The following is a 23,591-nucleotide window of genomic DNA, read 5'->3' on the forward strand; positions in this document are numbered from 1 at the left end:
TTGTGAGTTTTGAGTTATAAATTGTCAGTGAATTGATAACTCCGCGCTCAAAATTCCAACTTCAACAAAGCCTTAAAAACTCAACACTTAAGAATCAAAGTTTGTGAAATGAATTTTAGATCAAAACTCCCGACGGCAAATATTGTCCGGTTTTTCCTATTTCCCTGAGTTTGGTTGGCGGGTTCGGCAACTGTGCAAAAATATCATTAAACAGCTTCTCGAATTTCAGCCATGTCAGCACAACCTCTTGCTTCTTCCCCATCTTCGGCCCCAGTATTTGAGCCGGCGGTATTCCGGCTTTCTCCCCTGATTAGAATCACGCTGTTGAGCTTGTACACAGCCCTGACAATTCCCTTGCCGTTTTTGTCGGAAGTAACAAAAGCACCGGTTCCCCCGGCGGGCCTCTGGGCGGCAATCTTTGTCGGCGCTGTGGGCCTGTACGGCGTGCTCAGTGAAAGGGTAATTTTGAGCGAGGAGGGGATTGAAGTCACATATCCCAACTGGTTTCCGCGTTGGTTTCGCAAGGGTTGGTCGCTACCTTGGACTGAGGTAAAAGCTCTCAAACCTCGATCGACCGGTCAAGGAGGTTTAGTTTACTATTTTTTGAGTCATTCGGGTGAAGGTTATTTGTTGCCAATGCGAGTGGCTGGGTTTGGTAAATTAGTCGGTTTGGTGGAAGCAAAAACAGGTATTGATACTAGAGATGTCCGCCCTTTGTCGCAGCCTTGGATGTATCTTATTTTACTGGGATGTACGCTGCTGTTGCTGTTGGTAGATGCGTGGACTATTGTTACGGCGATCGGGATTAAAGGTAATCTGTAAATTTCTTGTGGGGCGGGCAAGATGCCCGCCCCCAATATCCAGGCTAAATGTGGAACATCTTATTATCAAACACGCACAAAAAAGAAAAACCCGGTTTCTTTAAAAAGCCGGGTTTTTGCTTATTCTATTGTTTATTTAAGCTACTTAACTTCAGCAGAGCGCCGACTGTTAGGTGATTCGTAGTAAACTCCAGAACCTGTATCGGAGACAAAATGACAATCCCAGTAAGAGCGAATAAAGCTTTTCCAAATTGGCTCAGTTGACTTGCGGTAATAATCGCCCAACACTGGCTTGATGGCTTCCGTTGCTTCCTTCAAGTGATAGTGCGGCATTGTCGAGAAAATGTGGTGGGCTACGTGGGTGCCGATGTCGTGATGGATGGAATTGATGATTCCGTAGTCGCGATCGATCGTAGACAATGCACCTTTCAAGAAAGACCAATCTTTACCGCGATACCAAGGAATATCGGCTTCTGTGTGGTGCAGGAATGTTACCAAATCCAGCCACATCACGAACACTACATAGGGAACTAAGTAGAACTTGAGTAAAAACAGCCAACCAAACTGATAGGTTAGCGCGCCTAAAAAGCCTACCATCAGTACCAAGGATGCGGAACTCGTCAACACCTCCCATTTTTCGGACGGACGGAAAAGCGAGCTACCGGGCATGAAGTGAGAACCAGTTCGATCGGGCGATCGGCGAAATAGATAAATTGGATAGGCAAATAACATCAAATAAAAGCGTCCCAGCTTTTCGTACCAAGGCATTTGATTGTATTTGCTCTCCGATACCGGATACCAGCTTTCATCGTTATCTAAGCTGCCTGTATTTGCGTGGTGGGTTCTGTGACTAATCCGCCAACCGTGGAAAGGCACGAGAATTGGAGCGTGGGAGAGGTGTCCGATCAGGTTGTTGAGCCATTTGCTCTTAGAAAATGAACCGTGTCCGCAGTCGTGGCCCACTACAAACAATGCCCAAAACATGGTTCCCTGCATCAACCAAAAGATTGGGTAAAAAAGCCAGGAATCGACGGTGTAGGCGATCGCATATAAACCTGCGATGATGCCAATATCTAAAAAGAAATAAGCCAGAGATTTCCATGCCGAGGGCTCAAAACAGTGGGCTGGAATGGCTGCCTTGATATCTTGAAGAGTAAAAGGTAACTCTGCTGTACGAGAGGATGAGCCTGGATTGCTCGCGGGATTGAGAACAGTATTTGATTGCACGAAGTTTCCGATTTAAGCTGACTTGAGAAACCGCATTCCGCCTTCTTTTAACAGTCAATCGATTTTAGATTTTAGATTTTAGATTTTAGATTTACTCCACAGATGAATCTGGGGGCTTAAACTAATATCTAAATTTTTTGGCTCTCCCCGACATGAGTCGGGGGGTTGTATCCCTATGCAGGTGAGGTCAGTTTCAACCTGCAAGGAGCCATATTTTTACTCTGCAAGGGTTTCTAAAGTTCTTTAGTTCGCATGAATAGCCCGTCCGCGATTCTCAAGCAAGTTGGCTTGTCGAATACTTGTGTCGGAAAAATTAGTGCGATCGACCCTGTTATCTGAAAAAATCTCCTGTGCCCGTTGTTGGTGCGAAATGCGACTTCAATCTGAGAGTGGACATCTGGAGGAACTACCTCCAGTCTGCAGGTAGCATACAGCGTTTCGAGCAAGAATTGTGAACGAGAGTGTAGGGAAAAACCATCGATTTTAGATTTGCGATTTTAGATTCAAGCACAAATCTCCAATCTCCAATCTTCAATCTTCAATCTCCCATCTCCAATCCGAGGGTTGGGTTTCACACAAGTTCTACCCAACCGACTGTTCACTACTGTTCACAAATTCTGCAAGAACTGCTAAAGCTAAGTTAATGTAACATTTCTACACACATTCTGGCAATGACTTACCATAAAAACTTGAAAATCCATAAATTGGGGAAAGTGACGGGCAATCGCTTTCCCGCTTTTTTATTTTTTAGGTTCCAGCTTTTTCTAATATGAGCTTAGACCGTTTTACCATTTCTGGAACGTCGATCGGATAATCACCAGTGAAACACGCCGAACAAAAACTCATTGGGTCTTCGTTAGTCGCCTTCAGCATTCCATCCCAACTCAAGAAAGCCAAAGAATCTACCCCAATTTGGGCGCCAATTTCTGCGACTGACTTAGTAGCCGCAATCAACTGATCTTGATTGTCGGTGTCGATCCCGTAGAAACAAGGATGAGTCACCGGCGGCGAGGAAATTCTCATGTGAACTGCTGTTGCACCCGCATCCCGCAAGGCTTTGACTATTTTGCGACTGGTAGTACCGCGCACGATCGAATCGTCGATAATAATTACTCGCTTTCCTTCCAAGACATCTTTGAGAGGGTTGAGTTTCATGCGGATTCCTGACTCCCGCATTGTCTGAGTCGGTTGAATAAAAGTGCGCCCGACGTAGCGATTTTTAATCAATCCTTCGGCGTAAGGAATGCCGGAAGCTTGAGAAAAGCCGATCGCCGCCGGGATTCCAGAATCGGGAACGCCGATAACTATATCAGCATCAGCCGGAGATTCTGCTGCCAACAAACGCCCGATCCGCAGTCGGTAGCTGTATAAACTTTCACCTTCCATTTGGCTGTCGGGTCGAGCAAAATAGATCATTTCAAAGATGCAAAGTTTGCGCTTTTGTTGCTGACTCCAGTGGAAGGAAGCCATACCTTCCTCTGTAATCCAAACTAATTCCCCCGGTTCTACGTCCCGCAAAAATTCAGCACCAATAATATCTAAGCCACAAGTTTCCGATGCTAAAACGTATCGTACCGGAGTTGTGGGGAGGATGCCAATTACCAACGGGCGGACGCCTTGGGGGTCGCGGACTCCCATCACGCCTTTGGGGGTGGCGATGGTCAAACTAAAGGCTCCTTGGCACATACCAAAGGCGCTGATCGCTGCTTCCAGCCAGTCTTTGCCCTTGTCTACTTCGGAACCGATCGCCACTGCGATCGCCTCTGAATCCGTCGTACTGACAAATTCGCACTTCCGAGACAGCAATTCTTCGCGCAATTCTTTTGTATTGACAAGATTCCCGTTATGTGCTAATGCCAGACTTCCCAAACGGGTTTGGACGACAACAGGTTGAGCGTTGACTACGCGTGAGGAGCCGGTAGTAGAGTAGCGAGTGTGGCCTACTGCTAAGTTACCGGGCAAGTGACCTAAACTCGATTCGTTAAAGACTTGGGAAACCAGTCCCATATCTTTGTGCAGGTGGACTTTTTCACCTTCAAAGGTGGCAATTCCTGCTGATTCCTGACCGCGGTGCTGCAAAGCATACAAACCGAAGTAGGTCAACTTGGCGACATCTTCACCCGGTGCGTAGATACCGAAAACGCCACAAGCTTCCTCGGGCTTGTCGGGTTTACTAGAATGCTCGTCAGCCGCGAAGGAATGGTTGGGAATCATAGATGGGTGGGTTCCTAATGGGGAAGGTGGGTTAGGGGGACAGTTTCAGCGGGAAATCTTGTTTGCGAAAGCGTCGCATAACTTAACATTCCCTTAATCTTGCCACGGATCTGTCATTATTTCCAACTCGTGTAGCATTTCAGACAGAAGCGATGCGGCGTTTAAGGGCATTGTAGTATCGATCGCTCGCAAATTCTATACTAACCTTGATTAAGGGCGGGCGAGGGATGTGGCGAGGGATGCGGCGATTGTCAAACGAAGTCCGCGCAACGCCAGAATGAAGAGATCGGCGATCGTGCAATGGCAAATAAATTAGGAAATTGCTTGATGGGCTTTTTGAAATATTAGAATTTAAGGGCGATCGAGGTTGACTTTTCTGTGAGATTGACCTACTATATCATCATGGGAATCTGTGCGGCCATGTAAAGTCAATTTTGGGCGCGATAGAGTATTAAGTAATGTCGTATTTTGTAGGGTGCGTCGCTATGAGATTGGCCTCTTACTTGGAGATTGTTTCGGGCGACGCACCCTACAGCTTCAACCCACGCACCATCAGGTTTACGTTGGTGTAGACGCGGTTTCAACCGCCGATTCCAATTCTTGAAAAATTTTGTAACTACCGCAAACTACTTCGATACAAATATCCCCTTCCAGTCGAAAGTAGAAAAGGGACGAAGAACCTGTCTCAACCAAACCGGCTTGATTTTGAAAAGGATAGGACAAAGTAGATAAAATTTGACTCTTATCTTCTGTCAATTGTCTTAATTCTGCGTTACCCACCCAGAAGCAAGACTCTTCTGAGTCGGAGTTGACTGGTTGAGAGATTACCTGATGAACGAGTTGATAGAATTCGATGGAAGTGTCATAAATCCCGGTTCCGAATGTAAAGTCTAAGCGCAAGGTTAAAGGTTGGGGGATTAGAGTAATGCCTGCAAGGTCGGCACTTTTCAAGTCTTCTATGCAAAAATGTTTTAAAGGGCGATTCCCTACGGGATAGCTACGCTTCACGGCTGTAAGAGTCATATAATTATATTTTCTCCGGTACTGTGGGTGTTTGAACCTGCCATGAATTGAATCTGATTGCCAAACTGGTCGTATCGGCGGCGGTAACTTTTACCGCGATCGTTTTTTATTTTAGGCCCAGTTCGGACAATTTCACCAGCGGGTCTAATATGAATTAAACTACCATCAGGATGCTCGAATGTTTCATATCCACCCTCTGTTTTAGTTTTGAATACAAAGCCGCTATCTGCTATAATCACTTATAATCACTAGGGCTTCTGACTTGGTTTTTGCCGTTAAATTAGGCAACTGCTGAGATGCTACATTCATTGCTGCTGTCGGTCAAGTTTCTGCACCAACTGAGCGCGTTTTTGCTCCCACCAATCATCGGTAATCTCTATAGAATTGCCACTATCCAAACCAGCCAAAAATAACGACTCAACCCGCGCGAGTCTTGCTTGTTCTTGGCGAATTAGATGCAAGATGTATTCCGCTGCATTACTGTAGCCTCCGATTCCACTTGTTCGTTAATAAAATTTTGAATTGAATGGGGCAGAGGAAGATTGAGGGTCATATTTTTTATCCTTCCTAATATGTGACATTGGCATATTTTAACTATTATAGGACTTATGCGCGGGTGGTTAGGAACCTGGTTTTTTGGCCCAGAAGACGCGCTACAAACCGCAGAAACCGCAAAAAGCCCGGTTATGAAGGTTTTGATGCGTCCAGGACTATATTTATAAACCAGGTTGAAACAGCCGAGTCTTAAAATAAGAGTCCTCGCGGGAGACTACAGCAAAGAAGCGAAAACCCGAGACTACGCGGAAACCAAAGCCACGCGAAAACCGATGTCCGAGTAACGATCGCCCGCCGAATTGCTAAGACGATACGCACTGCGACAATTCACCGCAGAGTCCTTCCAGGAACCGCCACACCGCAGCCGGCGATCGCTTTGATCGTTGTCGGGATGACTGCACCATTCCCAAACATTTCCGTGCATATCATAAAGTCCAAAAGCATTGGGTGAAAAATTCCCGACATCAGTTGTTTGTTTGCGGTAAACTCCCTTCGATGCCCCAGTGTAGGGATTATTGCCATTATAATTAACTAAATCTGGGGTAATTGTTTCACCAAAATAGAAAGGTGTTTTAGTTCCGGCGCGGCAAGCATATTCCCATTCCGCTTCTGAAGGTAAGCGATAAGTCTTGCCTGTTTTTTTAGAAAGCCGCTTGCAGAATTCCACAGCGTCATTCCAGCTTACTTTTTCGACCGGAAGTTTCGCACCTTTGAACTCAGAAGGGTTATTTCCCATCACCGCTTGGTATTGTTCTTGAGTTATCTCATATTTACCCATAAAAAAAGCAGGGATCTTCACGGTACGCTGCGGCCCTTCATAACTACTTCGTCCGGCTTCCGTATCGGGCGAACCCATCACGAAACTGCCACCAGGAATTGCTACCATTTCTAGAGTAATACCATTCCCCATATTTTCTATAAAAGCCTGTGCTTTTCCTTGACGGCGGTTGGCAATTTGCCCCGTTGAGTTGACTGTCACTGTTTCAAAAGTAAAGCTTTTTAAAGCATTGGAAGATGGCGTAGGTTTTGGAGTTTCTGGTGCGGGTTTGGGAGATGGTTTGGGAGATGGTTTTGGCGATGGACTTTCTGCTACAGATTGTGGAGATGGTTTTGGCGATGAACTTTTGGCTGTAGTTTTTGGAGATGATTTAGGAGATGATGATTTAGGAGATGGCTGTTCCTTGTTGGATGAAGGTGGAAGATTTGGTGAAGATGAAGAAGTTTTGTTGTTCAACAAACTTTGACCCAGCACAGCTAATGCAAATCCTCCCCCAGCAAAACCCGCTAATTGCAAGAAACCTCGCCTTGTTGTGTTAGTTCGTAACGGCAAAGAGTGCTGTGGAATCACAGGAATTGTGGGAGTTGGTGTCGGTGCGGGAGATTGTGTTGACTGACGTTGAAAATCTCTTAAAACTTCCTCGGCTGATTGATAGCGCTGCTGGATATCTTTTGCCAACAACTTAGATAAAATCAATTCCAATCCCTTGTCTATGGGACTTTTCAAATATTCCTGCCAATTTGCAGTCCAGCTATAACCGTGTTCCGTCCACAAACCATAAGGATGTACCCCCGTCAGTAGATGAAAAGCCGTCGCCCCCAAGCTAAACAAATCGCTGGCTGCATAAGCTTCACCGCCTTGCATTTGTTCAAGCGGTGCATAACCATGGGAACCAATTTGCGTTCCCTGTCGCGATATCACTGTTCCCGACAACTGTTTGGAAACTCCGAAATCAATCAGCATTAACAAACCGTCGCTGCGACGGCGCATAATATTCTCAGGCTTGATATCTCGGTGAATGATTTTTTGTTCGTGAACAAACTTGAGAACAGGTAGAAGTTCGAGTAATAGTTGCTTAACTTGGCTTTCTTGCCAAATTCCCTGATTTTGGAAAAGCGTCAACAAATTATCCCCATCCACAAACTGTTGTACGAGATACAAATATTTGTTGTCTTCAAAATAGGCATCAAGGGAGGGAATTTGGGGATGTTGTCCTAGCTGTTGTAGTTGTCTAGCTTCTAGCTGAAATAATTCTACCGCTTTGTTAATCGCCCAAGTTCCCTGGACATCGGGTGCTAATTGTTTAACGACACAGCGTTGATTTAGTCTATCAATATCTTCTGCTAAATAGGTTCGACCGAAGCCACCTTGACCGAGGAGTTTGATCATGCGGAAGCGATTTCGCAGGATGGGTACGAGTTGAAGGCCACAACTGATGCAATATGTTTGCCCGTCCGGGTTTTGAGGATTGGGGCAATCGGGATTGATACAGCAAATCATTTATTTTAGGAATGATATTGTTTATATTGTATAGGACTTTCGATACAAATATTCCCTTCCAGTCGAAAGTAGAAAAGGGACGAAGAACCTGTCTCAACCAAACCTGCTTGATTTTGAAAAGGATAGGACAAAGTAGATAAAATATGACTTTTATCTTCTGTCAATTGTCTTAATTCTGCGTTAGCCACAGTGTAGCTATAGTTGGCTGTGACTGAATTGAAGGATAAGTATGACAGGAGTGAACCGTGCCAATAAATTATGGTAAAAATTAACGCTTCAGCTCAATATCAAACTCAAGCCGAGAACGATAAAAGTGAACGTCAAATTCTAAGAAAAAATTTGTCTGTCCCAGAATCAATGATACACTATCACTTTTTGCCCAAGCAAATACTAATCTTACCGGAGCAAACTCCCCTATTTCAGCCATGAAAAATACTGGCATCGCTGGTTGATTACCCACGTTACCGGCCAGTCGAATAATGGCTTTGCTGTCATCCCACACTAAGCCAAGCTGAATTCCTATTTGGTAAGGCAATACACTCACTGTTGCACCGCTGTCTACTAACCCAACAACTTCGACTCTCTGGTTATTGTGGCGCAGAATCAAGGGAATGCGCGGTAAGCTGTCAAACTCATCTTGAGAGGGGTGATTGGTAGAGTATTGAAATCGCATAATACTCACTTTTCGTCGCTGTTAGCCAGATTCATTGCCTGCATCAAAGCTGCACCAGCGCCAAAAGTATCGTAGGGAGTTGGTAAGTAGTAAGTCTTGTAAGGTTCCAAAGGAAAAATATTCTCACTGATATCTTCTTCCGCCATGAGAATACGGATTAACTCTCGTTTATCGATCGCAGACAGTTTTCTAATGGTAGGGAGTAATTCTGTTAGTGTCATCGGTTGTTTTCCTACGATGCGTCTATCTTGATGATAGCAGGTCAACAGTTTTTGTAGGGTGCGGATCTGTGGGATATTCGATGGAATTTACAGGTTTGAGATGGCGACGCACCTGACTGACTCTCGCGGTGCGTCGCTGCGAGATTGTGGATTTGATTTGTAGATTGTTCAATGCGACGCACCCTACCACTACTACGCGGAAACTAGGACGAGGAAGAAACCGAAGCTACCGCCACACGAAAACCCCAGTTCCTCAACTTGTAGCCCGCCGAATTCCTGTCACGATCGGCACTACGGGAATAGAGCGCATGGTTGTTCCATGAACCACCACGCAGCACCCGCTTATTATCCGTTGCAGTTTCCCAAGAACTTCCGTCAGTCGGTGCGCCACTATAATTATCGTGCCATTTATCGCTGCACCATTCCCAAACATTCCCGTGCATATCATACAAACCAAACGGATTCGGCGGAAAACTCCCCACATCCGTTGTTTGTTTGCGGTAACGTCCCTTCGGCGCAGCACCGTAGGGATAATTGCCATCATAATTAACTAAATTTGGGGTAATTGTTTCGCCAAAATAGAAAGGCGTTGTAGTTCCGGCGCGACAAGCATATTCCCATTCGGCTTCCGAAGGTAAGCGATAAATCTTGCCGGTTTTTTGAGAAATTTTCTGGCAGAATTCCAGAGCATTATTCCAGCTTACTTGTTCTACAGGACGTTTCAAACCTTTGATATCAGAAGGGTTATTCCCCATCACTACTTCCCACTGTTCTTGAGTAATGGGATATTTACCCATAAAAAAAGGAGAGATATTAACAGTACGCTGCGGCCCTTCATTGTTACTTCGCCCTGCTTCCGTATTGGGGGAACCCATCACGAAACTGCCACCAGGAATTGCTACCATGTCTAAGATTGCACCGCTACCTAAATTTTCACTATAAAATTGTGCTTGACAGCGTTGACGGCTACTTATATTACCCCGCACCTCAACTGTCACCGGGTCAAAGTCAAACCTTTTTAAAGTCGGCGCGGGAGTTGGTGTCGGTGGGGGAGTTTGTCTTGAGTGATGTTGAAAATCTATTAAAACTTCCTCGGCTGATTGATAGCGCTGCTGAATATCTTTTGCCAACAACTTAGATAAAATCAATTCCAATCCCTTTTCTATGGGACTTTTCAAATGTTGCTGCCAATTTCCTGTCCAACTATAACCTTGATCCACCCACAAATCAAAAGGATATAGCCCCGTCAGTAGATGAAAAGCCGTCGCCCCCAAGCTAAACAAATCGCTGGCTGGATAAGCTTCACCCCCTTTCATTTGTTCAAATGGTGAATAACCAGGCGTACCAATTTGCGTTCCCAGTCTCGACATCGCTGTTCCCGACAACTGTTTGGAAACTCCGAAATCAATCAGCATTAATACACCGTCGCTGCGACGGCGCATAATATTCTGAGGATTGATATCTCGGTGAATGATTTTTTGTTCGTGAATAAAGTTGAGAACAGGTAGAAGTTCGAGTAATAGTTGCTTAACTTGGTTTTCTGGCCAAATTCCTTGATTTTGGAAAAGGTTTAACAAATTGTCCCCATCGACAAACTGTTGTACGAGATACAGATAGTTGTCTTGTTCAAAATAGGCATCTAGTGATGGAATTTGGGGATGTTGTCCTAGCTGTTGTAGTTGTTTGGCTTCTTGCTGAAATAATTCTACCGCTTTGTTAATCGCCCAAGTTCCCTGGACATTTGGTGCTAATTGTTTAACGACACAGGGTAGATTTAGTTTATCAATATCTTCTGCTAAATAGGTTCTGCCGAAGCCACCTTGACCAAGAAATTTGATCATGCGGAAACGGCTTCGCAGAATTGGTACGAGTTTGACGCCACAAGTGATGCAATATGTTTGCCCGTCGGGGTTTTGAGGATTGGGGCAGTCGGGATTGATACAGCAAATCATTTATTTTAGGAATGATATTGTTTATATTGTATAGTGTGTAATAACCCCGACTTCTGTAATAAGTTTTTGCTAAAATCGTGAATTTTGTAAGAAGTCGGGGTTCTTGGGTGTGTTTTTAAACTCGGAGATCCCCCCTAGCCCCCCTTAATAAGGGGGGGACAAGAGTATTCAAAGTCAACCCCTACTCCCCCTTTTTAAGGGGGATTTAGGGGGAGCGAAACTTCAGGTTGTCAGACAGATGCAATCCGACGCTCGATCGCATTATAGAACCGATCGCCCATCTCACCCATCGCAACCTCAATTAACACTTGATTGTCAGCAGTCACAACCCGCAAAGGTGATTCAGCACAGCAAACTACACCAATTTTTTGCCACATTTTTGTCAAATGTTCTTGCAGGTAAGCTTCCCAAATTTCTTGATTTTTCGGTGCGACTGAAACTACAATGCAGTTGCCCATTTCACCAAACAAAATTTCATCCCAGCGGCTGACATTTGCCGAATTGAAACTGAGATGAATTTCCGCACCCATTTTAGCAGAAATACATGATTCCGCGAGGGCGATCGCAATTCCACCTTCCGCACAATCATGGGCAGAACATACCCAACCTTGCCGAATTCCATCGCGACAAACCGATTGCACTTTTCTTTCTAACTCAAAATCTATCCTTGGCGGTTTCCCAGCTACAATCCCGTGAATTGCCGCTAAATATTCCGAACCACCCAAAGTAGGAGAAGTTTCGATTTTTGAGCTTTCCGATGGAAGTTCTGGGTTTTGGGATGATTCACCAATTCCCAGCACATAAATTAAATCACCTTTCTTTAGCCAAGCTTGGCCAGAAATCTTCTTTAAATCGGGAATTAACCCCACCATTCCGATTACCGGAGTCGGATAAATTGGTTGAGGATTTCCCTCAGCATCAACCGTTTCATTGTAAAGAGAAACATTGCCGCCAGTCACAGGCGTTCCCAACTCCCGACAAGCATCAGCAATCCCGCGACAAGCTGACGCTAACTGCCAATATCCGATCGGCTTTTCGGGACTGCCAAAATTCAAATTATCAGTAACTGCGAGAGGTTCAGCACCCACACAACTTAAATTTCTCGCTGCTTCGGCTACGACTGCTTTTGCACCTTCATAAGGATCGAGATAAACATAACGAGAATTGCAATCAACCGTTGCAGCAACTCCGGGAATAGCCCCCTGCGGCGCTTCCTCCTTGCTAAGGGGGGGAGAAAGTTTGGGAGTTTCCCTACCTTGTGCCTTTGTAAATAGAGGAATTACCTCTTCTTCCTGTTTGCTTTCGGAAGCTAGAGAAACGGCATTTTCTCTCAGTAGATCCCCCTTAGCAAGGGGGTGTACTTCTAGCCCTTCAGCATGGGAAGATTGGCAAGGTTCTAGCGGACGCAATCTGACAACCGCAGCATCAGCACCTCCCGGTAAAACAACAGTATTGTTTTGCACTTGATGGTCGTATTGGCGATAAACCCAGCGTTTAGAAGCGATGGTGGGAGTATCTAAAAGCGTCAGCAAAATCTGATTCCAAGTTTGGAAATTACCGTTAATTTCGATACCTGTAACTGTGGATTGTGGCAGCGAATCCGCCGTCCATTCCCATGCTTTTATAGCATATTCTGGCGGCTCTGTCAACAGTTCTCGGTGATAAATTGGCGTGTTATCTGCCAAAGCGGTCGCGGTAATTTCGGCAGCGATTTCGCCTTTAAAGAGAATTCGGACGATCGGCTCTTCGATGACTGTCCCCGCGACTACGGCGTGCAATCCCCATCTGTGGAAAATATCGATTAATTCCTGTTCCCGTCCTTTTTGGGCAACAAACAACATCCGTTCTTGGGATTCCGAAAGCAGGTATTCGTAGGGAACCATACCGCTTTCTCGAACGGGAACTTTGTCTAAATCGAATTCAATGCCGACCCCGCCTTTGGCTGCCATTTCTGATGTAGAACAGGTGATTCCGGCCGCACCCATATCTTGGGCGGCGACGACTGCACCGGTTTTGAATGCTTCTAAACAAGCTTCAATTAAGGATTTTTCTAAAAATGGATCTCCTACTTGGACGGCGGGGCGATCGTCCATTGATTTGTCTGTCAATTCTGCACTGGCAAAACTTGCTCCTCCCATGCCATCTCGCCCGGTAGTTGAACCGACGTAAAGCACGGGATTTCCGATGCCCGATGCCCCCGATTTAACAATTTCTTGAGTTTCCATTAAACCCAAGGCCATCACGTTAACTAATGGGTTGCCGGAATAAGCAGGATCGAAATAAACTTCGCCGCCAACTGTGGGCACGCCGATGCAATTTCCATAATGGGAAATTCCCGATACTACGCCTTTGAACAATCTCTGAGTTTTGGCATCGTCTAAATTGCCGAAACGCAGGGAATTTAAAAGTGCGATGGGGCGAGCACCCATTGTGAAGATATCGCGGAGAATCCCGCCGACACCGGTTGCCGCACCTTGGAAAGGTTCGACTGCTGACGGGTGGTTGTGGGATTCAATTTTGAAGGCGAGTTGCAAGCCGTCCCCCAAGTCTACGACGCCGGCATTTTCTCCGGGCCCAACGAGAATTCGATCGCCCTCTGTGGGAAACTGTTTTAATAGTGGCCGCGAATTTTTGTAACAGCAGTGTTCGCTCCACATGACGCCGAACATTCCCAATTCAGCTTTATTGGGATGGCGACCTAGACGCTGAACGATTTCTTCATATTCTTCTGGTTTGAGTCTTTCAGCGGCAATTTGTTCGGGGGAAAATGGGGATTCGGAGATGGGAGACATGGAAACTCGTTATAAACCACAGGCTTTATTCTAAATGCCCTGTGCTTGCTTAATCTAAAATCTATAATCTAAAATCTACAATCCTAGGTCTTTGGGTTGTGAATCTAAAATCTAAAATCTAAAATCTAAAATCGAATGACTTTACCTCGAAATCTCAATTTTGCTAACCAAAACTTGCGGAACCGTTCTTTTAAAGGGCTTGACTTGTCAGGGGCGAATTTCAGCGGTTGCGACATTCGAGGCTGCAATTTCACCGGAGCGATTTTGAGGGGGGCAAATTTTCAGGGTGTCAGAACCGGACAAAGCCGCAGGCGGGTGAGAAATTTGATTGCTAGGGCTGGGGTAACGGCGGTGACAGTGACGGCGGCTGGGGCTTTAACTGGACTGATAGCCGGGGCGGATGCGGGGGCTGTGGCTGTGGCTGGAACCGCTGCGACGGCGATTGCTGCGACTCGGTGCGAGGCTGGGATTGTGGCAGGGGCTGTGGCTGGGGCTGCTGCTGCGATCGGCGCTAGCGGTATTGTGACATTTTTGGGCGGAGATACTATCAGGGGAATTGTCTTATTTTTGGTTTCTGGGGTAATTCTTGGGTTAACTGCGATCGGCTTTTTTATCGCTGTTGAAGAAATAGAAAAATTGTCGGTAACGTCGTTTAGAAAGGCTGACTTAACTGATGCTGTATTCGATGCGGGGGCGGTTCTAGATGCAGATTTTTCCGATGCGCGAGGAGTGCCGTGGTAGAGTGCACAATTACTGATTTTTTACCCATTCCCGGAATTCTCGCACTGCTGCGGTTGCGCCTGTAGTTTGAGTGCGATCGATAAATTCGTCAACTTTTGCAGTCGGTAGCATCGGGAAAGCCCGGGAAAAATTGCACTCGGCATATTCGCCATTTTGCAATTGATAAAACTTGATGCTTCGTCCGTCGTACCGCCAAATTTCGGGTACGCCTAAATCTGCATATAAATCGAATTGATTTAAGGAACTGCTGGTAATATCAATTTCCAGTGCTAAATCAGGTGGCGGATCTTGAGCAAAGTCTAATTCTGTTCTCCCTCTGACCAGTGCTTCATTCTGGATATAATAACATGAATCGGGTTCTTTTCCGGCTGCTTTTTGGCGTTTCTTAATAGTCATCGATCCAAAGGGGTTGTACTCCAGATTGAGTTCTTCTATGAGAGTTACAATTAAGCGATCGATCAGCCTGTTGCGATTTTCATGTTCCGGTAGCGGCACCATAATTTCTAATTGACCTTGATGATAAGCAATTCTGGTGGAACGTTTGTTGCCCAGTTCCGCTAGCAGGCTTTCATATAATTGCCAACTGATATTTGGCAGTAAAACTCGCTGTTCGGCGGGCGTTGATATTGTTAGCATTTTACTTGGATTTTATAGTTTGAGAATATTTTAGTTTATCCTTTTTTTTGCGAACAGCACAAAAAGTATCTGCCGACAGCTACGGTCATGCGCTACTCTAGTTAATAATAGACTGTGGTCATTAGTCCTTGTTGTATGAAGCTGCGATCGTTCTTTTCTTTCCTCATTGCTGGCGTCTTGGCACTCTTAGGCTTGAGTGCCGGTGGTTTTTACTGGCTGACAACTCAAACTCCCCTGAATTTGCTCGCTGGCGGGCCGACAACTACTCCGGCTGCGGCTGTGTTTGTCTCGAAACAAGCACCTTTGTTAGCTTCAATGCTGGTAAATCCCGATCGCCTCGAAGCATTGCGACAAGTTTTTGCCACTCCCGAAGAAAGAAGTAGATCGCACGCAGAATTTGAGCAAATCAAAAAAAGTTTCCTCGCCAATACAGGCCTGGATTACAGTAGAGATATCCAACCTTGGATAGGTGACGAAATTACCCTCGCCGTCACAAACCCAGATTTCGATCGCGACAGCAGCAACGGCCAACAAGCCTGGTTTTTGCTGGCCGTTTCCTCCCAAAATGTCGATCGCAGCCAACAATTTCTCGACTCCTACTGGCGAAAACAATCTCGTGGCGATAAAACAGTGCAGTCGGAAATATATAAAGGCGTGAAAATTAATTATAAACAAGCACCCATAGCCAACAAAAAATCCGCTTCACTTTCGCCTTTTAACCCGTTTTCTCTGCCGACTTCAAAGTTGCCCTCCAGCTTCGCAACAGCAGCCATCGTCGGTAATTTAAATTCTGGGAATAACCCAAGTTTTGTTTTATTTTCCAATAGCCCGATTGTGATTAGAGATGCAATTAATAACGTTGAATCAGCCAACCTAAATCTAAACAATACCCCAGAATATCAAAAAGCTTTGCAGCAGCTAACTCAAGGCAGAATCGCTTTAGCATTTGTCAATCTCCCGCAATCAGCAACCGAGCAAAATCCCCAAGTTTCTCTTAATTCCCTCGCAGTTGCTGTCGGAGTCAACCGACGGGGATTGCTGGCTCAAACTGCTTTAGTGACATCGCGAGAAAACACAGCTTCTCCAACACTCTCCGAACCTGTGCAAGCCTTGCAATACATTCCCTCAGCCAGTCCTTTCGCGGTCGCCAGCACCGATTTAAGGAATTTGTGGGGTGATTTATCATCGGCGGTGTCCACTAATGCAGAAGTCTCAAAATTGGTCGATCGCACCTTGGCAGATATTCAGCAACTTTGGGGCGTCAACCTGCCGAAGGATATATTTGATTGGGTACAAGGAGAATACGCTTTAGCAGTGCTTCCGAATTCGTCAAACAGTGCGGACTGGATTTTTGCCACCGAAAAATCTGCTGATTCGCAAAAGGCGATCGACAAACTGGATGAAATTGCCCGCAGCAAAGAATACAGCATCGGCAGCTTCACTCTCAGAAACCAGAAAATTACCGCTTGGACGCAGTTGACAACAAACCCAAATTATAGGAAAGAAAATAATAGAAAAAGTGCGATCGAAACCGAGGCAAAAGGAGTCCGAGCCAGCGTCGGCAAATACGAAATTTTCACCACTTCAGTAGAGGCAATGGACGCAGCACTAGAAGCCGCAGAAACAGGCTCTTTAGTTGCCAATCAAGATTTTCAAACCAGCATTGAACCGCTACCGCCATCTAACGACGGCTATTTTTATTTAGACTGGCCCTCCAGCAGGCCAATTTGGGAAAAACAAATCCCGCTGTTGAGGTTAATTGAACTTTCGGCAAGACCATTGTTCGATCACTTGCGATCGCTTACTGTCACCAGTACGGGAGAAATAACAGGAATTCGCAAAGCTACTATATTTATGCGGCTGAATTAGTCAGTAGTCATTAGTCAGTAGTCATTAGTCATTAGTCAGAAGGAAGAATAAAAACAAGACACTATGCCCAATTCCCCATTCCCAATAACTAAAGACTAAGGACTAATGACTAAGGACTAATAACTACTGACTGCTTCACCTTTTTCTGTTGCCCAAAATAAGCTTGAAATACCTCTTTGGCGATCGGGGCCGCGGCAACAGAACCATAACCGCCATTTTCCACAATCACGGCGATCGCAATTTCCGGCTTGTCAGCAGGCCCGAAGGCGACATACAAAGAGTGATCCTCCTGTCCAATGACCTCCGAAGTCCCTGTTTTGCCCGCCGTCAGTGGAATCGTACCGTCATTCATCCCCTGTCCCGTACCCTGGGCAACTACCGCGATCAGTCCTTCCTTCACCACCTGAATGGTTGAAGGTTTCATCCCCGTATGTACCCGTTTAGTCTCCGCTGTGCCGGTCATAGAAGTCAACAGATGAGGCTTCACCCGATAACCCCCATTAGCGATCGAACTCACCATCACCGCCCCCTCCAAAGGAGTCATCAACACCAACCCCTGACCGATCGACATCGTTACCGTATCACCCGCATACCAAGGTTCTTTATAAAGTTTTTCCTTCTCCTCCGGCGTCGGGATTTGACCGTAATCGCCGCCACCTAGCCCCAAAAGATTCAAATCCGTATCCTTGCCAATTCCCAGGCGGTGTCCCCACTTAGAAATTTGCTCCGGCCCCGTACTAATCCCCACTTGATAAAAAAATGTATTGCTGCTGAAAGCCAAAGCATCCCGAAAGCCGATGTCGCCGTAACCGCCGCTGTGTTCGTTAAAATCAATTCCCCCCACAGTAATGTAAGAAGAAGTACCGAGAATTGAGTCCGGCGAAAATTTGCCCGACTCCATGCCCGCGACGGAAGTCACAATTTTAAAGGTGCTGCCGGGGGGATAGCCTTGCATGGCCCGATTCAAAAATGGATTTTCGGGGTCTTGAAGAGTTTTCCACTCATCCTTAGTGATTTTTCGCGTAAACAGATTGGGATCAAAAGTCGGGTGGCTGGCCATAACTAATACCGCCCCGGTTTTGACATCCAGCGCCACTACTGCTCCCCGGCGCTGCCCCAAGGCTTTTTCGGCTGCTTTTTGCATGGACAAGTCTATGGTTAGCTGCACCGCCTCACCGGGTTTGGGCGGTGTATCTCCCATCAGTCGCAATTCTTGATTTTGGGCATTTACCTCGATCAGCCGATCGCCCCAAACTCCGGCAATCTTCTGGTTAGAGCTCGCTTCTATGCCCATTTGACCGACAATCATCCCCATCGGATATTCGGGATGATCTTCTAAGTCTGCTGCGGTAGCTTCGCCAATATATCCGATCACGTGAGCGGCCAAGCTGCCTTCGGGATAGTAGCGGTTCGCTTCTGGCCGCACTTCCACTCCCCGCATTTGTCCCACCTCTTCTGCTAGTGGCACAAACACCTCTGGCGGCATTGCTTGCTTGAGCCGCACCGGTCTGTAGGATTGAGGATCGACCTCTTTTAATTTTTTTAAAATTTCTTGTGCCGGGATTTTAACCAACGGACTCAACTTTTCTGCTGTCGCTTTCCACTCTTCCGAGGTTTGTTCTTTCGGCCACAAGTATACCGATCGAGCTAAATTGTTTGCCGCTAGTAACTTGCCTTGGCGATCGATAATATGTCCGCGATTCGCCGGCATTGGCACTAGGCGAACGCGATTGTTTTCGGCTCTTTCCCGGTTTTGCTTCCCTTGTATCAGTTGCAATTCCACCAGCCGACTAGCGTGCAGGCCTAGCAAACCGGTTGCCACCAGCATTAACACGATCGCCCGGTGTATCGGACGCTCCTGTTTCTTAGGAGTTTCCGCCAGGGTTTTGTCAGAAGAGTGAAATGCTGAGATCGAATAAACTTGTCGTTGCATCATTCTATAGGTAGATGTCAAATCCTAGATTTTAGATTCTTGAATTGTCAATTTTGAAGTATACATCATCAAACCGGGGACGATCGTGCCTTGCCCATTGGGGGAAACGGAATGATTAAGCGTTAACTTTTGACTAATCACTAATTAACTCATGACTGCTCACTAATCCCCCAAGCACCAAGAAATACCCAGAAAAATCAAGGTCAGACTCAGCCAATTAGGGAGGTGGAGCCAGCCAGATAGACCTATAGGTAACAATACCAAGGCCTGTGTCAATAGGGAACCGATCACCAACAGGAAGGCTAGGAGTATCAAATTTATCATCTTGACACCGTACAATTTCGGATATGAGTCGATCGCCTGTGGCAGAAATCCGACTGGCACAACCGAGCGCGATCTTACACGGATTGTCCTGATAGACATAAGGAAGAGAAGCCAGGAGGTTTTGAACTAATTTAAAAATTATTCTTCCTCCATAGTTTGTATTCGAGGGGCTGCGATGGGTAAATTCTGAGTTGTGATTTTAAGTTGTGACCGAGGAGTATTACCATGTTGTTTAATCAGCGAGCCAATTTCAAAAACGGTGCGCTCTTGGCTGTGATCGCCGTGATCGCAGCCCTACCAGTTTTAGCAGAAACAGCCAATTTCGGCACTTTAACTTTATCGCGAGGTTTTGCAGCCCCAACAGCAGTTTTGAGAGGTTCTACAGGCGGATCGTACTCTCTATCTGTCATAGCCAACGCCGATCGCCACAAAAACAAATGTTTGGGTTTTGCCACCCCAACTCCCGACCACATCATAGTCTTGCAGCAAAAATTTTCAAAACTCACGCTCCAAGTCAACAGCGGAGGCAAGGACACAACCTTACTCGTACAAGGCCCCGGTAATGCGGTGCGCTGCGGAGACGATATAGGTCAGAATAAAGATGCTGGCATACTTGATTCAGACTGGCAAGCAGGCTCTTACAGGATTTGGGTAGGTACTGTCGAACCCGGAGTCAAGTCTAACTATACAATCTCAGTACAGGAATAGTCAGTAGTCAGTAGGAAGAATTAGCAATTGCCCATGCCCCATGCCAATTGCCCATGCCCCATTCCAGGAACCCCACTCTCCCACTCTCCGACTCTCCCCAATCTCCCACTCTCTTAATCTCCCACTACCCAATCTCCCGATCGACCGCTCACTTCCGCCATCCAGTAAAATGTAAAATCGAAAGTGGCGTGTTTAACCAAAATAGGTAACTCCGAAAGTGCTAAAGACTCTTAGAGCTGACTTCAGTATAATTTTCGATCGCGACCCTGCCGCTCGCAACTGGCTGGAAGTTTTGTTTTGCTACCCCGGTCTTCAGGCCCTAGTGCTGCACCGCCTCGCACACTGGCTTTATGTGTTGGGGCTTCCCTTCATCCCCCGCTTGATTTCCCACATTGCTCGTTTTTTGACCGGAATTGAAATCCACCCAGGGGCAACCATCGGCAAAAGCGTATTCATCGACCACGGTATGGGGGTTGTGATCGGCGAAACAGCGATTATCGGCGATTTTGCCCTAATTTACCAAGGTGTCACCCTTGGCGGTACTGGCAAACAAAGCGGCAAGCGTCACCCTACCGTCGGCGAAAACGTAGTTGTCGGTGCCGGCGCCAAGGTACTCGGCAATCTGCAAATTGGCAATAACGTCCGCATCGGCGCTGGTTCCGTCGTACTCCGCGACGTACCATCTGACTGCACAGTGGTAGGGATTCCCGGCCGCATCGTCTATCGATCGGGAGTGCGCGTCAATCCCCTAGAACACGGCAGTTTGCCGGATTCGGAAGCTGTGGTAATTCGCTCTTTGCTCGATCGTATCGAATCCCTCGAACAGCAAGTAAAAAGTTTGCTTCCTCAAGCATCTGTCTCCTTAAATTCTGTTCCCAATTCGCCTTCAGGATTCCCAACTTTAAATCAAACCAGCAATGTAGCTGTAGCTGAAAAAACCCAATTAGCTGTTGCTACTACTTGTCAGTTAAAAGATAAAGCAATTCAAGAGTTTTTTGACGGCACCGGCATCTAAAATTTGAATTGGGCATTGGGCATTGGGCATTGGGCATTGGGCATTGGAACTGACAACAAATAACCAATAACCAATAACTAATAACTAATAACCAATAACTAATTACTACTGACTACTGACTACTGACTACTTTTTCAAGGATTAACAGATCGCACAGACCAATTTCCCTCCCCGTCGCGCCGATAAAGCGATCGGTTTTGCGGTTCCCCCCGCAACTCTAACAAATCCACCGTTTCCGGTTCCAACAACAGCAAGCAAAAATTAGGCAGCGGCTCGATCTCACTTGGGGAAGCAGAATCAAAAGCACTAGCCTCGGCTTTGTCATCCCCCGGCTGCGGCCAAGCAAACTGCGCTCTAGCCGCCTCAGAAAGCTCCTGCCAAGTTGTGCACCGCGATGAGAACAACTCTGCCTCTGGATAATCTGCCCCTACCAAAACGAGCTTTCCAGCAATCCGAAATTGTTCACGAGTTTTCGGGAAATACCAGCAAATTTCCCCCCAAGGATAGAGGTTAATTTCCTCGGCTTTTTGGCTGCGAATATCTGTAATAAATTTCAACTGATTAGTATCTGCTAAAAAGCCTCGAAACACCACAGTGCGGTTGGCCGGACGCCCGGTGGCGCGAACAGTTGCAAGTTGCAAGTAACGGGCAAAAGCAAGACTGCGGTTGCGGTGGAGGGCACTAGCTAAGGGCGATCGCCAAAGTGCTAAAGACATAATTAATAACCTATCATATTAGTCAGTAGTCATTAGTCAGTAGTCATTAGTCATTAGTCATTAGTTAACGGTTAACAGTCAACGGTTAACAATGCCCAATGCCCAATGCCCAATGCCTAATGACTACTGACTACTGACTCTTCTTTCTGCTATTGGTAATTCTATGTCAAATTCACTATCAAAACTCAAAACTATTGAAACTCCCCATAGTGGCTACCACTGGGACGGCAGTTCCCGCCGCTTTTTTGAAGGCTGGTACTACAGAATAACATTACCGATTCACGGACAATCCTTTGCATTCATGTATTCCATCGAAGATCCCAGAGGCGGTCAACCTTACAGTGGCGGTGCAGCTCAGATTCTCGGCCCGAAAGATAGCTATTTGTGTCGCACTTTTCCCAATGTAAATAAGTTTTGGGCGGATCGAGAAAGCTTAGGTTTCGGACATTGGGGCAAAACAGATTTACAAATTAAACCCCAATACTTAGAACCCCAAGTATTCGACAGCCGCGTCGAAGAAGGCTATCAAGCTACTGCTAGTTTGAATCAAGGTTATCTGCACGATCCGGGAAGCGGCAGCCACTGTTTTTGGCAGTATGAAATCCAACCTATTTATGGCTGGGGCAACTCTCAGGAACTCCAGAAATCTACGGCGGGAATGCTATCTTTTCTCCCCGTATTTGAGCCGGGATGGCAAATTTTAATGGCTCACGGTTTAGCCACGGGCTGGATTGATTGGAATGACCAACGCTACGAATTTAAAGATGCTCCCGCTTACAGCGAAAAAAACTGGGGTGGTGCTTTTCCGCAAAAGTGGTTTTGGATTAATTGCAATTGTTTTCAAGGCGAAAGCGATTTAGCTTTAACTGCTGGCGGTGGCAAGCGGGGCGTGCTGTGGTGGATGGAATCGGTAGCAATGATTGGTCTGCATTACCGAGGCAAATTTTACGAATTTGTGCCTTGGAATTCCCAAGTTAGTTGGACTATTGAACCTTGGGGAAGCTGGAAAATGCAGGCGAGAAACAGTCAGTTTGAAGTTGAGTTAATTGGCACTACAAACAGTCCTGGTACTTATCTGCGAGCTCCTACCGAAAAAGGTCTGGCTTTTTGCTGCCGCGATACGACGCACGGCGAATTGCGCTTGCAACTGCGAGAGTTGTTGGGGGGAAATGTGGAAAAAAATGGCAAGCAGCGTTCTAGAATTATCTTAGAGGCTCAAAGTTCTTTATCGGGTTTGGAAGTTGGGGGCGGGCCTTGGGATGAAGTTTGGCGATCGAATTAAATCATTAGTCATTAGTCAGTAGTCATTAGTCCGTAGTCAGTCCTTATTAGTCCTTAGTCAGTTAATAGTTAACAGTAGTCTTAACAGCCATGATCAATTTACTCGGTTGGCAATTAGGCAAATTCTACCGCAGCCAGCGGTTACAAAAAACTTTCAAAGTTATTTTGGGACTAATTTTATGTTTGAGTACAATTTTGAGACCGGCAGCAATTGCTAGTGCTGCAGGTGATTTGTCACGCCAACCTGTTACCGAAATTACTGTTAGTTTAGGTAACGAAGCTGGGGAACTTAAGTTTTTTCCCAATCTGCTAGAATTTGAATCGGGCAAGCGCTATAAATTAGTGCTGAAAAATCCCAGTTCGCAGAAACATTATTTTACTGCTAAAAACTTTGCTGATGCGAGTTGGACTCAAAAAGTTGAAGCTGGGAAAGTGGAAATTAAAGGAGCCATTCACGAATTGGAACTTAAACCGGGCGCTATGGCAGAATGGGTGTTTGTGCCCGTGAAATCGGGAACCTACAACCTGCGCTGTACGGTAGCCGGACATACAGAGGCGGGGATGATTGGCAAAATTACGATCGCCTCTTAAATCCCAATCTCCGTTCAATTT

General features: G+C 46.2%; 20 protein-coding genes. 7 read left to right on the forward strand and 13 right to left on the reverse strand.

Translation table 11 applies throughout. The features are described from left to right. The first annotated feature begins 231 nt into the window (after positions 1-231). Positions 232-822 carry a hypothetical protein gene (locus QUA24_RS08750; protein WP_333213555.1) on the forward strand — a complete coding sequence of 197 codons (591 nt, stop codon included), beginning with the start codon at positions 232-234 and terminating at the stop codon, positions 820-822. Between the two features lie 140 nt (positions 823-962). On the opposite strand, the gene QUA24_RS08755 is transcribed toward QUA24_RS08750, so the two are convergent. The 10 genes from QUA24_RS08755 to purL form a co-directional block, all read right to left on the reverse strand. Further along, positions 963-2,048: a DUF3474 domain-containing protein gene (locus QUA24_RS08755; protein WP_333213553.1), complete on the reverse strand. Its 1,086-nt coding sequence runs from the start codon at positions 2,046-2,048 to the stop codon at positions 963-965. A gap of 747 nt (positions 2,049-2,795) precedes the next feature. After that, entirely contained in the window at positions 2,796-4,262 is a 1,467-nt protein-coding gene (gene purF / locus QUA24_RS08760) for an amidophosphoribosyltransferase (RefSeq protein WP_333213551.1), read from the reverse strand. Between the two features lie 558 nt (positions 4,263-4,820). After that, entirely contained in the window at positions 4,821-5,285 is a 465-nt protein-coding gene (locus tag QUA24_RS08765) for a hypothetical protein (protein ID WP_333213549.1), read from the reverse strand. Beyond that, complete coding sequence (locus QUA24_RS08770) at positions 5,282-5,524, reverse strand: hypothetical protein (RefSeq protein WP_333213547.1); 243 nt, start codon at positions 5,522-5,524, stop codon at positions 5,282-5,284. Before QUA24_RS08770 ends, QUA24_RS08765 begins: the two co-directional genes overlap by 4 nt. A 66-nt stretch (positions 5,525-5,590) precedes the next feature. After that, on the reverse strand, positions 5,591-5,746 hold the full coding sequence (locus tag QUA24_RS08775; RefSeq protein ID WP_333213545.1) for a hypothetical protein: 156 nt from the start codon (positions 5,744-5,746) through the stop codon (positions 5,591-5,593). A 335-nt stretch (positions 5,747-6,081) separates the two neighbouring features. After that, positions 6,082-8,118, reverse strand: coding sequence for a bifunctional serine/threonine-protein kinase/formylglycine-generating enzyme family protein (locus tag QUA24_RS08780; RefSeq protein ID WP_333228882.1), 2,037 nt, complete (start codon positions 8,116-8,118; stop codon positions 6,082-6,084). Between the two features lie 268 nt (positions 8,119-8,386). Next, the gene (locus tag QUA24_RS08785) at positions 8,387-8,791 is read right to left on the reverse strand and encodes a hypothetical protein (RefSeq protein ID WP_333106498.1); all 405 of its coding nucleotides are present in this window, start codon (positions 8,789-8,791) and stop codon (positions 8,387-8,389) included. Between the two features lie 5 nt (positions 8,792-8,796). Then, complete coding sequence (locus tag QUA24_RS08790) at positions 8,797-9,012, reverse strand: hypothetical protein (RefSeq protein WP_333106499.1); 216 nt, start codon at positions 9,010-9,012, stop codon at positions 8,797-8,799. Positions 9,013-9,215: 203 nt separating this feature from the next. Then, entirely contained in the window at positions 9,216-10,964 is a 1,749-nt protein-coding gene (locus tag QUA24_RS08795; RefSeq protein ID WP_333228884.1) for a bifunctional serine/threonine-protein kinase/formylglycine-generating enzyme family protein, read from the reverse strand. A gap of 230 nt (positions 10,965-11,194) precedes the next feature. Beyond that, complete coding sequence (gene purL / locus QUA24_RS08800; protein WP_333228886.1) at positions 11,195-13,756, reverse strand: phosphoribosylformylglycinamidine synthase subunit PurL; 2,562 nt, start codon at positions 13,754-13,756, stop codon at positions 11,195-11,197. A gap of 135 nt (positions 13,757-13,891) precedes the next feature. Here purL and QUA24_RS08805 point away from each other — a divergent pair, with 135 nt between their 5' ends. Then, positions 13,892-14,497, forward strand: coding sequence for a pentapeptide repeat-containing protein (locus QUA24_RS08805; RefSeq protein ID WP_333228888.1), 606 nt, complete (start codon positions 13,892-13,894; stop codon positions 14,495-14,497). 9 nt (positions 14,498-14,506) lie between these two features. Here QUA24_RS08805 and QUA24_RS08810 read toward each other — a convergent pair whose 3' ends face one another. Further along, positions 14,507-15,133 carry a Uma2 family endonuclease gene (locus QUA24_RS08810; protein WP_333228890.1) on the reverse strand — a complete coding sequence of 209 codons (627 nt, stop codon included), beginning with the start codon at positions 15,131-15,133 and terminating at the stop codon, positions 14,507-14,509. 135 nt (positions 15,134-15,268) lie between these two features. On the opposite strand from QUA24_RS08810, the gene QUA24_RS08815 reads away from it, so the two are divergent. After that, positions 15,269-17,002 carry a DUF3352 domain-containing protein gene (locus QUA24_RS08815; protein WP_333228892.1) on the forward strand — a complete coding sequence of 578 codons (1,734 nt, stop codon included), beginning with the start codon at positions 15,269-15,271 and terminating at the stop codon, positions 17,000-17,002. A 109-nt stretch (positions 17,003-17,111) separates the two neighbouring features. Here QUA24_RS08815 and mrdA read toward each other — a convergent pair whose 3' ends face one another. Next, a complete protein-coding gene (gene mrdA / locus QUA24_RS08820; RefSeq protein WP_333228894.1) occupies positions 17,112-18,938 on the reverse strand; it encodes a penicillin-binding protein 2 in 1,827 nt (608 codons plus the stop codon). 546 nt (positions 18,939-19,484) lie between these two features. On the opposite strand from mrdA, the gene QUA24_RS08825 reads away from it, so the two are divergent. Then, positions 19,485-19,967 carry a hypothetical protein gene (locus QUA24_RS08825; protein WP_333228896.1) on the forward strand — a complete coding sequence of 161 codons (483 nt, stop codon included), beginning with the start codon at positions 19,485-19,487 and terminating at the stop codon, positions 19,965-19,967. A 217-nt stretch (positions 19,968-20,184) separates the two neighbouring features. Beyond that, entirely contained in the window at positions 20,185-20,982 is a 798-nt protein-coding gene (gene cysE / locus QUA24_RS08830) for a serine O-acetyltransferase (protein ID WP_242719981.1), read from the forward strand. Positions 20,983-21,116: 134 nt separating this feature from the next. Here cysE and QUA24_RS08835 read toward each other — a convergent pair whose 3' ends face one another. Then, entirely contained in the window at positions 21,117-21,698 is a 582-nt protein-coding gene (locus tag QUA24_RS08835; protein WP_333228898.1) for an Npun_F5749 family FMN-dependent PPOX-type flavoprotein, read from the reverse strand. 163 nt (positions 21,699-21,861) lie between these two features. Between QUA24_RS08835 and QUA24_RS08840 the strand changes: the two genes are divergently transcribed. Then, positions 21,862-22,980: a tocopherol cyclase family protein gene (locus tag QUA24_RS08840; protein WP_333228900.1), complete on the forward strand. Its 1,119-nt coding sequence runs from the start codon at positions 21,862-21,864 to the stop codon at positions 22,978-22,980. Between the two features lie 89 nt (positions 22,981-23,069). After that, positions 23,070-23,570 (forward strand): plastocyanin/azurin family copper-binding protein, encoded by a 501-nt coding sequence (locus tag QUA24_RS08845; RefSeq protein WP_333215190.1) that lies wholly within the window; start codon positions 23,070-23,072, stop codon positions 23,568-23,570. Positions 23,571-23,591 lie beyond the last annotated feature (21 nt).

The organism is Microcoleus sp. Pol12B5, from assembly GCF_036701335.1.
In the GTDB taxonomy this organism is placed as follows: Bacteria; Cyanobacteriota; Cyanobacteriia; order Cyanobacteriales; family Microcoleaceae; genus Microcoleus.